General features: G+C 73.0%; 12 protein-coding genes. 9 read left to right on the top strand and 3 right to left on the bottom strand.

Translation table 11 applies throughout. The features are described 5' to 3' along the window. Positions 1–28 precede the first annotated feature (28 nt). Positions 29–1,228, bottom strand: coding sequence for a Glu/Leu/Phe/Val dehydrogenase dimerization domain-containing protein (locus AB0J40_RS25295; RefSeq protein ID WP_364457096.1), 1,200 nt, complete (start codon positions 1,226–1,228; stop codon positions 29–31). A 122-nt stretch (positions 1,229–1,350) separates the two neighbouring features. Between AB0J40_RS25295 and AB0J40_RS25290 the strand changes: the two genes are divergently transcribed. The 7 genes from AB0J40_RS25290 (at position 1,351) to AB0J40_RS25260 (ending at position 9,006) form a co-directional block, all read left to right on the top strand. After that, on the top strand, positions 1,351–2,277 hold the full coding sequence (locus AB0J40_RS25290; RefSeq protein ID WP_364457094.1) for a LysR substrate-binding domain-containing protein: 927 nt from the start codon (positions 1,351–1,353) through the stop codon (positions 2,275–2,277). Between the two features lie 120 nt (positions 2,278–2,397). After that, positions 2,398–3,660, top strand: coding sequence for a glutamate-cysteine ligase family protein (locus AB0J40_RS25285; RefSeq protein ID WP_364457092.1), 1,263 nt, complete (start codon positions 2,398–2,400; stop codon positions 3,658–3,660). Next, entirely contained in the window at positions 3,657–4,994 is a 1,338-nt protein-coding gene (egtB, locus tag AB0J40_RS25280; RefSeq protein WP_364457090.1) for an ergothioneine biosynthesis protein EgtB, read from the top strand. Before AB0J40_RS25285 ends, egtB begins: the two co-directional genes overlap by 4 nt. 4 nt (positions 4,995–4,998) lie before the next feature. Continuing rightward, a complete protein-coding gene (egtC, locus tag AB0J40_RS25275) occupies positions 4,999–5,817 on the top strand; it encodes an ergothioneine biosynthesis protein EgtC (RefSeq protein WP_364457088.1) in 819 nt (272 codons plus the stop codon). Continuing rightward, positions 5,814–6,791 carry an L-histidine N(alpha)-methyltransferase gene (egtD, locus tag AB0J40_RS25270; RefSeq protein WP_364457086.1) on the top strand — a complete coding sequence of 326 codons (978 nt, stop codon included), beginning with the start codon at positions 5,814–5,816 and terminating at the stop codon, positions 6,789–6,791. Before egtC ends, egtD begins: the two co-directional genes overlap by 4 nt. Before the next feature lie 46 nt (positions 6,792–6,837). Beyond that, on the top strand, positions 6,838–7,260 hold the full coding sequence (locus AB0J40_RS25265; RefSeq protein WP_364457313.1) for a nitroreductase family deazaflavin-dependent oxidoreductase: 423 nt from the start codon (positions 6,838–6,840) through the stop codon (positions 7,258–7,260). Between the two features lie 141 nt (positions 7,261–7,401). After that, positions 7,402–9,006 (top strand): alpha/beta hydrolase, encoded by a 1,605-nt coding sequence (locus AB0J40_RS25260; RefSeq protein WP_364457311.1) that lies wholly within the window; start codon positions 7,402–7,404, stop codon positions 9,004–9,006. A gap of 45 nt (positions 9,007–9,051) precedes the next feature. Here AB0J40_RS25260 and AB0J40_RS25255 read toward each other — a convergent pair whose 3' ends face one another. Further along, positions 9,052–9,630: a TetR/AcrR family transcriptional regulator gene (locus tag AB0J40_RS25255; RefSeq protein ID WP_364457085.1), complete on the bottom strand. Its 579-nt coding sequence runs from the start codon at positions 9,628–9,630 to the stop codon at positions 9,052–9,054. Positions 9,631–9,720: 90 nt separating this feature from the next. Here AB0J40_RS25255 and AB0J40_RS25250 point away from each other — a divergent pair, with 90 nt between their 5' ends. Together AB0J40_RS25250 and AB0J40_RS25245 are read left to right on the top strand one after the other, a co-directional pair. Beyond that, the gene (locus tag AB0J40_RS25250) at positions 9,721–10,566 is read left to right on the top strand and encodes an alpha/beta hydrolase (RefSeq protein ID WP_364457083.1); all 846 of its coding nucleotides are present in this window, start codon (positions 9,721–9,723) and stop codon (positions 10,564–10,566) included. A gap of 204 nt (positions 10,567–10,770) precedes the next feature. Then, a complete protein-coding gene (locus AB0J40_RS25245; protein ID WP_364457081.1) occupies positions 10,771–11,475 on the top strand; it encodes an MgtC/SapB family protein in 705 nt (234 codons plus the stop codon). Here the strand turns inward: AB0J40_RS25245 and AB0J40_RS25240 are convergent. Next, entirely contained in the window at positions 11,472–12,242 is a 771-nt protein-coding gene (locus AB0J40_RS25240; protein WP_364457079.1) for an alpha/beta fold hydrolase, read from the bottom strand. The two genes, AB0J40_RS25245 and AB0J40_RS25240, sit on opposite strands and share 4 nt — an antisense overlap. Positions 12,243–12,299 lie beyond the last annotated feature (57 nt).

The raw sequence follows: 12,299 nt of genomic DNA, 5'->3' as shown, positions 1-12,299 counted from the left end.
CACCCGAGGCGCCGCGCGGAACCCCGGCTCACGGGATGAGCAGCCCCGGCTCGCCTTCCGGCGCGAGCGCCGCTTCGGCCCGCCGGGCCCGGTTGGCCTCGGCCAGCTTCAGCCCGGTGATGCGCAGCGGCAGCCGGTCCATGTTCCACTCGGCCAGCAGCAGCGCCACCTTCGCCTGCATCTCGGTGCGCAGCCGCAGGAACGAGTCGGCCGGGTCCGCGCCGACCTCGCCCAGCAGCAGCCACCACGCCCACGCCGCCGCGCCCGCGTTGGCGACGAAGTCCGGCACGACCGCGACGCCCCGGGCCGACAGCGCGGCCTCCGCTTCCGGCGTCGTCGCCGCGTTGGCCGCTTCGACGACGACCGCGGCCTTGACGAGGTTCTCGTTGTCCGGCCGGAGCGCGTAGGAGATCGCGGCCGGGACGAAGATGTCCGCGTCGATGCCGACGACGGCTTCGCGGGCCAGCGACCGCACCCCGGCCGGCAGCCGGGTCCGGTCGACCTCGCCGAAGCGGTCGCGCAGCTCCAGCAGCGCCGGGACGTCCAGCCCGGCCGGGTCGTACAGCGTGCCCGCGGCGTCGGCCACCGCGACGACCTTCATCCCGGCCTCGTGCAGGTACCAGGCCGCGCCGCCGCCCATCGTGCCGATGCCCTGGATCGCCACGGTCGTCTCGCGCACGTCCCAGTCCCACGCCGCCGCGACGCCGAGGCAGGCCTGCGCCACGCCGTAGCCGCCGACGACGTCGCCGAGCAGCAGCCCGCCGGGCACCGGTGCGTTGAGGCCCGCCTGGACCCGCCGCAGGGTGCGCGCCGGATCCGCCGAACGGCCGATCGCCGCGTGGTACGACTGCTCCAGCCCGAGCTCGGCGAACACTTCGTCGATCAGGTGCTGGGGCACGCCGAGGTCCTCGGCGGTCACCCAGTGCGCGTCCAGCCACGGCCGCAGGAACGCGCAGAACCGCTTCAGCACGCCGAACGCCCGCGGGTCCTTCGGGTCGAAGTCGATGCCGCCCTTCGCCCCGCCGACCGGCAGGTTGAAGGTCGCGGTCTTGTTGGCCATGCCCCGGGCGAGGTCCTCGACCTCGCTCATCGTGCAGCCCGCCCGCATCCGGGTGCCACCGGTGGCGACACCGGAGACCAGGCTGTGCACGACCAGGTAGCCGTGCGCGCCGGTGACGGGATCGGTCCACGTGAGCCGCATCAGCGGCTCGGCGTTGCGCGGGGTCATCAGGGCCACTCACCTCCAGGGAAGTCCGGGGCGGCCCGTCGCGGCCGCCTCCCCGAGCGTGCGCCCCGGACGGCGCCGGCGTCCATTTAACGAACCTGCACGATCTCGTTTAGGTTTGGTGTATGGAGCTTTCGTTGCACCGCTTGCGGATGCTGCGCGAGCTGCACCGCCGGGGCACGGTCACGGCGGCGGCCGCTTCGCTGCACTACACCGCTTCGGCGGTATCGCAGCAGCTCGCGCAGCTGGAGCGCGACGTCGGCGCGAAGCTGTTCGAACGGCTCGGCCGGCGCGTCCAGCTGACCGAGCTGGGCAACCTCCTGACGGAGCACGCCGAGGAGATCCTCGGGTCGGTCGAACGGGCGACGCTCGCCCTGGAAGAAGCCCAGGAGGCGCGCACGGTCCGGCTGACCGCCGGCGTGTGGGCGTCGGTGGCCTCCGGGCTCCTGCCGACGGCGCTGACCGCGCTGGCCGGCGACCACCCCGGCATCGAGGTGCGCACGCGCGAGCTGGCGCCGGAGGACACCGCCGACGCGGTCCGCGACGGCACGCTCGACCTGTCGTTCGTGATCGACTACTCGGACGCGCCGACGCCGTGGGACGCCGGGCTGGAACGCGCCGTCGTGGCGGTGGAGCGGCTGCACGCGGCGGTGCCGCGGGGCGCGGTGCCGTCGGGCTCTGCCTCCCTCGACGAGCTCGCCGAGCACCCGTGGATCCTGGCCAGCCCGAAATCGCACTTCGGCCGGGCGATGCGCACGGCCTGCCAGCGGCACGGCTTCGCGCCGAAGATCAACCACGAGGTCGAAGAGCAGTCCACGGCGATGGCGATGGTGGGTGCCGGGCTCGGCGTCACGCTCGTCTCGGACCTGGGCCTGCGGCTGCTGCGGCCGCCCGGGATCGACGTCGTCGCGCTCACCACGCCGCTGCTGCGGACGGTGTCGATCGCCTATCGGCGCACCGCGTTCCGGCGGCCCGCGTTGCACCTGGTGATCGAGGCCGTGCGGGCGTCGGCCGCCTCGCTCGGCCTCGGCACGGAGTCCGCTTTGCCCTGATCCGGGACTTCTTACGGAGTGGTGAACCCGTCCTGCACCGCAAGATCCGGCCTGATTTTGTCGTACCCCGCGTGTAGCGTCCGAAGTCAAGAAGTTCCACCACACGGAACAGGAACGGACATGCAAGCGGTGCACGATTTCCCCGAGAAGTCGGGTAGTGCGTCGAACCGCACCGCGCGGGTCCTGGCGGACCGCGCGGCCGGCGAGGCGTACGTCGCATCGGTGTGTTTCAAGCACGGACCACCCCGCCTGACCGGCGTGGAGCTGGAGTTCACCGTGCACCATGCCGACGACCCGGCCAGACCCCTCGATCCCGACGTCCTCGCCGCGGCGCTGGGTCCGCACACCCCGCGGACGCTCCGCCCCGGCAGCCCCGCCTCGCCCCTCCCGGCCGGCTCACCGGTGAGCCTCGAACCCGGGTGCCAGGTCGAGATCTCCGCTCTTCCCCAGGCCTCCCTGCGCGAACTCGACGCAGTCGTCACGGCCGACCTCCACCACCTGCGCGACCGCCTCGCCCGGCACGGCCTCGTGCTGGGCGAAACGGGCATCGACGCCCACCGCCCGCCGCGCCGGGTCCTGCACACCCCGCGTTACGCGGCGATGGAACGGCGGTTCGCGCCGATCGGTCCCGGTGGGCTCACGATGATGTGCAGCACCGCGGGCCTGCAGGTCTGCGTCGACGCGGGGGAGCCGGAGCACTACGCGGCGCGGTGGGCGGCGGCCCACGCGATGGGCCCGCCGTTGCTCGCCCTCTTCGCCAACTCCCGCGTCCACGCCGGACGGGACACCGGACACGCCTCCGCCCGCTGGCTCGCGGTGCACGACACGGAGGCGGTCCGCACGCGCACGTCCGGCGTCACCGGCGACGACCCGGCCGGAGCGTGGGCCGAGCGCCTGATGGACACCCCGCTGATGGTGCTGCGCCGCGGCGACCGGCCGTGGGACGCGCCGGAGGGGCTGACCTTCGCCGACTGGATCGACGGCCGGGGCGCGGCCGCGCTGCTGCCGAAGCCGACGGCGGCGGACCTCGACTACCACCTCACCACGATGTTCACGCCGGTCCGGCCCCAGGGCTACCTGGAGATCCGGTACCTCGACGCGCAACCGCCGGACGAGTGGCTGGCGCCGGTGGCGCTGGTCTCGGCGCTGCTCGCCCGGCCGTCCACTGTGGACAAGGTGCGGGCGGTCTGCGCCCCGGTGGCGGACCGGTGGACCGAGGCGGCGCGGCGGGGACTGGCCGACGAGGAGCTGGCGGCCGTCGCGGCGGCGCTGGCCGACCTGGGCTGCGCCGAACTGGGCGCGACGGGGCTGGCGGCGGAGTCGATCACCGAGATCAGCGAGAGCGTGCAGGGGCGCGCGTACCGATCGAGGAGCGAAGCATGAGCACGGAAGCACTGGGTGACCTGAGCGCGCAGGACCTGCGTGCCCGGGCCGCCGAAGCACTGACCCGGGCGCGGGCGCGCAGCGTGGCGCTGACCGACGCCGTGGACGACGAAGACCTGGTCCGCCAGCACTCCAAGCTGATGTCGCCGCTGGTCTGGGACCTCGCGCACATCGGCGTCCAGGAGGAGCTCTGGCTGGTGCGCGACGTCGGCGGCCGCGAGCCGCTGCGGCCGGACATCGACGACATCTACGACGCCTTCCAGCACGCCCGCGCCGACCGGCCGGAGCTGCCGCTGCTCGGCCCGGCCGAGGCGCGCGCGTACGTCAAGCAGGTCCGGGAGAAGGCGTTCGACGTGCTGGAACACGCGCCGCTGGAGGGGCGGCGGCTGACCGAACAGGCCTTCGCGTTCGGCATGATCACCCAGCACGAGCAGCAGCACGACGAGACGATGCTGGCCACCCACCAGCTGCGCAAGGGCGACCCGGTGCTGCACGCGCCGGAGCCGCCGCCCGCGCGGTCGGGCACCCTGCCCGCCGAGGTGCTGGTGCCGGGCGGCCCGTTCACGATGGGCACGACGGCCGAGCCGTGGGCCCTGGACAACGAGCGCCCGGCGCACGAGGTCGCCGTCGCCGCGTTCTGGATGGACACCGTCCCGGTGACGGGCGGTGCCTACACGCGGTTCCTCGACAGCGGCGGCTACGACGACGAGCGCTGGTGGAGCCCGGCGGGCTGGGCCTACCGGCGGGACAACGACATCACCGCGCCGCGGTTCTGGAAGCGGGAGCAGGACGGCTGGTGGCGGACGGCGTTCGGCGTCTACGAGCGGGTCCCGGCCGACGAGCCGGTCGTGCACGTCTCCTACTACGAGGCCGAGGCGTACGCGGCGTGGGCCGGGCGGCGGCTGCCGACCGAGGCGGAGTGGGAGAAGGCCGCCCGCTTCGACCCGGCGACCGGCCGGTCGCGGCGGTTCCCCTGGGGTGACGAGGAGCCGACGGCCGAGCACGCCAACCTCGGCCAGCGGCACCTGCGCCCGGCGCCCGCGGGGGCGTACCCGGCCGGCGCGTCACCGACCGGCGTGCACCAGCTGATCGGCGACGTCTGGGAGTGGACGTCGACGGATTTCCACGGCTACCCGGGCTTCGCGGCGTTCCCGTACCGGGAGTACTCGGAGGTCTTCTTCGGACCCGAGTACAAGGTGCTGCGCGGCGGCTCGTTCGGCACCGACGCGGCGGCGATCCGGGGCACGTTCCGCAACTGGGACTACCCGATCCGGCGGCAGATCTTCGCCGGCTTCCGCACCGCCCGCGACGCGGCACCCGGCGAGGTGGGCTAGGCGCATGTGCCGCCACATCGGATACCTCGGCGAGCCGGTCTCGCCCGCCGAGGCGGTTTTCCGCGCCCCGCATGCGTTGCTGGTGCAGTCCTACGCGCCGGCGGACATGCGCGGTGGTGGCTCGGTCAACGCGGACGGGTTCGGGCTGGGGTGGTACCCCGGCCCGGGCTCGGCCCCGCTGCGCCACCGCCGGTCGACTCCACTGTGGACGGACGAGACGCTGCCGCCGCTGGCCGCGGCGGTGACCTCGGGCGCGTTCGTCGCCGCGGTCCGCAACGGCACCACCGGCCTGCCGGTGACCGAAGCGGCCGCGGCGCCGTTCACCGCCGGGCGGTGGCTGTTCAGCCACAACGGCGTCGTCCGCGGCTACCCGGACTCGCTCGCCGAGCTGGCCAAGACCCTGCCGGTCACCGAGCTGCTGACGCTGGAGGCGCCGACGGACTCGGTGGTGCTGTGGGCGTTGCTGCGGGCCCGGCTCGCCACGGGCGAGGACCCGCTGACGGCGGTGGCGGAGCTGACCCTCGCCGTCGAAGCGGCCGCGCCCGGTTCCCGGCTCAACTTCCTGCTGACCGACGGCGCAACGCTGATCGGCACGACCTGGACGCACGCGCTGTCCGTGCTGGAGACCCCGGCCGGCAGTGTTGTGCCGGGGCTTCGCCCCGGGCCGGGGGCTCCGCCACCCGGAACCCCCGGAAGCAACGTGTGGCTCGCGTCCGAACCCTTCGACGGCGATCCGCGCTGGCGGCCCGTCCCCGACCACCACGCCGTGCGCGCCACCGCGGCCGGCGTCGACCTGCTTCCCCTTACCCAGGAGCGTTCATGACCGAGATCGACCTCGACCACCACCGCTCCGGCGACGCCGTCACCGCGGAACTGCGCGCGGACGTCGTCGCCGGGCTCACGGCCGAGCGCAAGTGGCTGCCGCCCAAGTGGTTCTACGACGCCGAGGGCAGCGAGCTGTTCGAGAAGATCACCCAGCTGCCGGAGTACTACCCGACCCGCAGCGAGCGCGAGGTGCTGGCCGCGCACGCCGGCGACGTCGCGGAGCTGACCGGCGCGCACACGCTCGTCGAGCTCGGGTCCGGGTCGAGCGAGAAGACCCGGCTGCTGCTCGACGCGCTCACCGCGCACGGCACGCTGGAGGCGTTCGTCCCGCTCGACGTGTCCGAGTCCGCGCTGGCCGACGCCGCCGAAGCCATCTCGAAGGACTACCCGGGCCTGACCGTCCGCGGGGTCGTCGGCGACTTCACCCAGCACCTCGGCCTGCTGCCCGGTGACCAGCCACGCGTGGTGGCGTTCCTCGGCGGCACGATCGGCAACTTCTTGCCCGCCGAGCGCGCCATCTTCCTGCGCTCGGTGCGCGAAGTGCTCGACGAGGGGGAGTGGCTGCTGCTCGGCACCGACCTCGTCAAGGACCCGGGCATCCTCGAACGCGCCTACGACGACGCCGCGGGCGTCACGGCCGAGTTCGACAAGAACGTCCTCCGCGTGATCAACGCCCGCCTCGGCGCGAACTTCGACCTCGACGAGTTCGAGCACGTGTCGCACTGGGACGCGGACAACGAGTGGATCGAGATGCGGCTGCGCGCCCGGCGCGCGCTGACCGTCGAGATCCCCGGCGCCGACCTGACGGTGAGCTTCGCCGAGGGCGAGCACGTCCGCACCGAGATCTCGGCCAAGTTCCGGCCCGCCGGCGTCGAGGCGGAGCTGGCCGCGGCCGGGTTCGCGCTGGAGCGCTGGTGGACCGACTCCCAGCAGCGGTTCGGGGTGAGCCTGGCAAGATCGGTGCGTGGCTAATCCTCTCCGGGCCTTCGCCCGGGCCCTCGGCACCCGGCCGTGGCTGATGCGCACGGCCGGGGCCGTCGTGTGGGCGGACAAGAAACTGCACCGCGCGTTCGGCGGCCGGGTGAGCCTCGTGGCGCTCGCCGGGCTGCCGTCGCTGCGCCTCACGACGACGGGCCGCAAGAGCGGGCAGCCCCGCAGCACGAACCTCCTGTACTTCCCGCACGGCGGCGACCTGGTCCTGACGGCGTCCAACTGGGGCCGCCCGAAGGATCCGGCGTGGGCGCTGAACCTGCGCGCGAACCCGAAGGCGGAAGTCGCGCTCAAGGGACGGCCGCGCGCGGTGGTGGCACGGGAGCTGGACGGCGAGGAGTACGACGCCATGTGGCGGGAGCTGCTCGAGTTCTGGCCAGGGTACCGGATGGAGCAACGCGAGGCGGGCCGTCCGTTGCCGGTTTTCGTGCTCACGCCGGTGGCCGGGTAGGTTCCCACCATCCTTTTGGCCGGTGACGGCTTTCACCGGTTTGTGCCAGTCTCTCCGGGGTAACGCGCCGTGACGGCTCGACCGCGCGGCTCATGCGTCACCAAGGGAGGAGACGTCTTGCCGAGATCCACACAGGGCCGGGTGCGGTCGTTCGCACTGGTGGGGGCGCTCGTGGCCGGCGTGGGACTGGCCGGGCCGGCCGGAACCGCCGCGGCGGCCGAAGACACCGTCGCCAAGCCCGCCGTCGTCGGGGCGACGGCCGCCGTCGCCTGGGGTACCTGCTCGAGCGACACCCTCGCCGGCGTGCCCGCGGACCAGGTCAAGTTCTACAGCTGCGCCCGCTACCGGGTCCCGATCGACCACGACAACGCGGCATTGGGCACCATCGACATCGCGCTGCTCAAGCGCGCCGCCCGCACGCCCGACAAGCGCGTCGGTTCGCTGTTCCTCAACCCCGGCGGCCCCGGCGGCTCGGGCCTGCGGATGCCGATCAGCGGGCAGTACTACTTCCAGCCGCAGGTGCTCGACCGGTTCGACCTCGTCGGGTTCGACCCGCGCGGCGTCGGGCAGAGCAACCCGCTGCGCTGCTTCACCACCCAGGAGGACGCCGACGAGGTCTTCGGCGCCCAGATCCCGGTGCCGCTGACCCGCGCCGAGATCTCCGGCACGCTCGCCAGCTACCGCGACTACGGCCGGTTCTGCAAGAACAACGCGGGTTCGCTGCTGAACCACATGTCCACCAAGGACGTGGTGCGCGACCTCGACACGCTGCGGGCGGCGGTCGGCGACCAGAAGCTGACCTACGTCGGCTTCTCCTACGGGACGCTGATCGGCTCGACCTACGCGTCGATGTTCCCCAAGCAGTCGCGGGCGATCGTCATCGACGGCAACGTCGACCCGGCGCTGCGCACCAGCGACGGCGTGCAGTACGACCGGGAACGCGCGCAGGGCTTCGAGATCTCGCTCGACGGCTTCCTCAAGCGGTGCGACCAGGTGGGCGCGAAGTGCGCGTTCAGCGACGGCACCCCGCGGGCGAAGTTCGACGAGCTGCGCGAGTACCTCCGCAAGCAGCCGATCACCATCCCCGGTGGCGGCACGGTGGACATCAACGCGTTCACCGGCGGCGTCTCGAGCGTCCTGTACTCGCCGTCGGCCTTCCCCGGCCTGGCCGAGGACCTGCAGGCGCTGTACAACGTGATCCACCCGGCGGGCGCGCAGGCGCAGACGTGGGCGGCCAAGCAGCTCAAGGTGCTCACCGGTGGCAAGCAGGGCCTGGCCGACCAGAACCCGGACAGCCCGTACACCAGCGACGACTCGTACTTCGCCGTCAACTGCTCCGACAAGCCGTTCCGGATCCGGCAGGAGCAGGTGCCGGAGATCGCCGCGAAGTGGGAGCGCGAGTCGCGCACCTTCGGCCGCTACCAGGCGTTCGCCGACACGGCGGGCTGCCCGGTGTGGCCGGCGAAGCAGCCGGACGTCTACCGCGGTCCGTGGCGGGCCAAGACCGACGTCCCGGTGGTCGTGGTCAGCAACTACTACGACCCGGCGACGCAGTACAAGTTCGGCCAGCGGATGGCGGCCGAGCTCGGCAACTCGCGGCTGCTGTCGGTCGACGCGTTCGGCCACTGCATCCTCGGCGACGCGCTCGGCGTCGACAAGGCCGTGGCCGACTACCTGACCGACCTCAAGGTGCCGGCGAACGGCCAGGTGTTCCAGCCGAACGTCCAGCCGTTCGAAACCGCTTAGCGGCAGGGAAAACGGGCCGGGGTGACGCTGTCGCCCCGGCCCGTTTCACTTGCTTAGCAACCGATCCAGCACGTCGCCGGCCGCGGCCTCGGCTTCGGCCACCGCACTCGCGTGGTCCTCGGCCCGGGCGACCAGCAACGCGATCTCGTTCATGCCGGCGAGCAGCACGTGCGCGAAGAGATCCACGCGCTCGGCGGGAATCCGGCCGTCGCGCCGCAGGGCCGCCTTGATCCGGCCGAGCGTGCGCACCTCGTCGAGTTCCCGCCAGCGCTGCCAGCCCAGCACGGCCGGCGCGTCGATGAGCATCACCCGCCGCACCACGGGGTCGCGGGTGCTCCGGATCCAGGCGAGGCACGCGGCGCGCAGCGCCTCGATCGGGTCGGCCAGGCCCTCGACGGCCCGCGCCCCCTCCGCGCCGACCCGGTCGTAGACGGTGTCCAGGACCGCCGCGAACAGCGCGTCCTTGCCGGGGAAGTGGTGGTAGAGCGCGCCGCGGCTCACCTCGGCGGCCTTCAGGACGGCCTCGATCGACGTGCCGTCGTAGCCGTACTCGGTGAACAGGCCGGTCGCGACCGCGACGAGGTGCTCGCGGGTCGCCTGACCCCGGTCGATCTTCTTGTTCATACGGGCCGGCTGCCTCCATCGTTGACAAACCGACTGTCGGTCTGTTGATACTAGACCGTCAGTCGGTTTACTTCTGGAGGGACTCTACCGATGGACCTGCGCATCTGGGAGGACCAGCGCGGACGCGTGTCGACGGCGTCCGGCGACGTGAGCTACGTCGACGTCGGCGAAGGGCCGGTGGCGCTCTTCGTCCACGGAGTGGGGACGAACAACCTGTTGTGGCGCAAGGTGCTGACCGAACTGGCGGGGGAGAGGCGGTGCCTCGCACCCGACCTGCCGGGGCACGGCCACTCGCCGGTGACGGCCGAGCAGGACCTGAGCCTGAACGGGCTGGCCCGGCTGCTCGACGACTTCTGCGAGTCGCTGGAACTCGACAGCGTCGACCTGGTCGCCAACGACACCGGCGGCGCGGTCGCGCAGGTCTTCGCCGCGCACCACGCCGATCGGCTCCGCACGCTCACCCTGACCAACTGCGACACGCAGGGGAACCTGCCGCCCGAGGCGTTCCGCCCGGTCGTCGAGCTGGCCGGCCGCGGGAAGCTCGCCCCGCTGCTGGTCCAGCTCGCCGCGGACCCCGAGCGGGCGCGGGCCGGGGCGCTCGGCGGCGGTTACGAGCACCCCGGACAACTGCCCGACGACGTCCTGGCCGCCTTCGTGCGGCCGGTCGGCGCCGCGGCGCGGCAGTTCGAGCGGCTGCTGACGGAGGTCCGCGGCGAGGAACTGGACGCGATCGAGCCGCTGCTCAAGGAGCTCCGCGTGCCGACGCTGCTGGTGTGGGGGACCGGCGACCCGAACTTCGGTGTCGAGTGGGCCCACCGGTTCCAGGACGCGGTCCCCGCGGTCACCGAGGTGGTCGAGGTGCCGGGCGCGAAGCTGTTCTTCCCCGACGAACGGCCCGAGGACCTCGTGCCGCACCTGCGCCGGCACTGGGCGTAGCGATCATCACAGGCGCCGGAGCACGGATCCGGCGCTACAGTGGGGGAGTTGATCAACCACGAGCACCGGAAGCGAGGTGAGCGGCACATGCCAGCGGACAGTCACGGGACGACCGGGCGTGCGCTCACCGGAGGCTTCCGGCTGGGCTGATCCGTCCGGTCTCCCCTGTCCGGCAGTGCGCGCACGCCGGAAAAGAGCGAGATCATGACCATCTTCGAAATGCTGCTGCGCGTCGGCACCGGCGTCGGCCTGGGTGCCGTCATCGGGATCGAGCGCCAGTTCCGCGCCCGGATGGCCGGGCTGCGCACCAACGCGCTGGTCGCGGTCGGCGCGACCCTGTTCGTGCTCCTGTCCGCGCACGGCTTCGGCGGGCTGAGCACGAGCGGCGACGCCGACCCGACGCGGGTCGCGGCCCAGATCGTCTCGGGCATCGGGTTTCTCGGCGCCGGCGTCATCCTGCGCGACGGGCTGAACGTCCGCGGCCTCAACACCGCGGCGACGCTGTGGTGCTCGGCCGCGGTCGGTGCGCTCGCCGGGGCCGGGCTGTACGCGATCGCGGCGGCGGGGACCGCCGTCGTCGTCGGGGTGAACGTGGTGCTGCGGCCTCTGGGCCGGGTCGTCGACCGCCGCCCGGACGCGGGCGACGAGACGCCGACGCGGTACGCGTTCCAGGCCGTCACCCGCGACGCGACCGAGGCGCACGTGCGGGCTTTGCTCGTGCAGTCGTTGACCCGCACGGACTTCCGGCTGCTGTCGGTGCTCAGCACCGATCGCGAGAACCGCACGGTCGAGGTCCGCGCCGAGCTGGTCGGCGACCGGCGCGACGACGCCCAGATGGAGGCGGCGGTGTCGCGGCTTTCGCTGGAGCCGTCGGTGTCCAGCGTCCGCTGGGAAGCCGTGCCGGCCTAGCCGAGGAACTCGTCGAGCAGCTCGCCGAACCGGGCGGGCTGCTCGGCGTTGACCTGGTGCCCCACGCCGTCGAGCGTGACCCCGCGGGCGTGGGGTGCTTCGCGCTCGATCAGGCCCGCGATCTCGTGGATGTCGGTGGTGTCGAGCGTGCCGGTGATGACCAGCGTCCGGGCCCGGATCTCCCGGACCCCGGTCACCGCGTGCAGCTCGGCACCCGGGGCGAACCCGCCGTGGCCCTTGCGCGCGTTGTCCGCCAGCAGCCGCCGGAACAAGGCCCGGACCGCCGGGTCGACCTGCTCGGGGGTCCGGTGCGGGCCGTCGACGAGCATCCGGAGCACGCACTCGAAGGCCTCGGCGAAATCCCGCCTGGCGATCGCTTCGGCGGTCAGCCTTCGCTGCTCCAGGGTGAAGGGGTCGCGCTCGACCATGCCGCTCAACCCGGGTGAGGCGAGCACGAGCCCGTCGACCCGGTCCGGGTGCGAGAGCGCGAAGTCGGCGGCGGTCCGGCTGCCGAGCGAAGAACCGACCAGCACCGCGCGCTCGATCCCCAGCGCGTCGAGCAGCTGCCGGAGGTCGTCGTGGTGGGAGAACCCCGGCACCGGACCCGGTGAGTCGCCGTGCCCGCGAGCGTCGTACCGGACGACGCGGTGGCTCGCGGCGAAGCGGTCCAGGTGCTCATCCCACACCTGCCTGGCGAAGCCGCCCGGGTGCAGGAACACGAGTGGCCGGCCGTGGCCGCGTTCGTCGTGGCGCAGTGGTTCCCCCATGGCGGCCACCGTACCGAAGACGAAGGCCTCCCCACCGGCACGATGGGGAGGCCTTCG

It is taken from the genome of Amycolatopsis sp. NPDC049691, assembly GCF_040675005.1.
In the GTDB taxonomy this organism is placed as follows: Bacteria; Actinomycetota; Actinomycetes; order Mycobacteriales; family Pseudonocardiaceae; genus Amycolatopsis.
This window is presented reverse-complemented; position numbering and strand designations above follow the sequence as displayed.

Excerpts from the sequence above, each read along its gene's own strand:
- AB0J40_RS25295 (WP_364457096.1), bottom strand. The coding sequence starts at position 1,228 with ATGACCCCGCGCAACGCCGAGCCGCTGATGCGGCTCACGTGGACCGAT.
- egtD (WP_364457086.1), top strand. The coding sequence starts at position 5,814 with ATGACCGAGATCGACCTCGACCACCACCGCTCCGGCGACGCCGTCACC.
- AB0J40_RS25285 (WP_364457092.1), top strand. The coding sequence starts at position 2,398 with ATGCAAGCGGTGCACGATTTCCCCGAGAAGTCGGGTAGTGCGTCGAAC.
- egtB (WP_364457090.1), top strand. The coding sequence starts at position 3,657 with ATGAGCACGGAAGCACTGGGTGACCTGAGCGCGCAGGACCTGCGTGCC.
- AB0J40_RS25245 (WP_364457081.1), top strand. The coding sequence starts at position 10,771 with ATGACCATCTTCGAAATGCTGCTGCGCGTCGGCACCGGCGTCGGCCTG.
- AB0J40_RS25240 (WP_364457079.1), bottom strand. The coding sequence starts at position 12,242 with ATGGGGGAACCACTGCGCCACGACGAACGCGGCCACGGCCGGCCACTC.
- egtC (WP_364457088.1), top strand. The coding sequence starts at position 4,999 with ATGTGCCGCCACATCGGATACCTCGGCGAGCCGGTCTCGCCCGCCGAG.
- AB0J40_RS25250 (WP_364457083.1), top strand. The coding sequence starts at position 9,721 with ATGGACCTGCGCATCTGGGAGGACCAGCGCGGACGCGTGTCGACGGCG.
- AB0J40_RS25265 (WP_364457313.1), top strand. The coding sequence starts at position 6,838 with ATGCGCACGGCCGGGGCCGTCGTGTGGGCGGACAAGAAACTGCACCGC.
- AB0J40_RS25255 (WP_364457085.1), bottom strand. The coding sequence starts at position 9,630 with ATGAACAAGAAGATCGACCGGGGTCAGGCGACCCGCGAGCACCTCGTC.
- AB0J40_RS25290 (WP_364457094.1), top strand. The coding sequence starts at position 1,351 with ATGGAGCTTTCGTTGCACCGCTTGCGGATGCTGCGCGAGCTGCACCGC.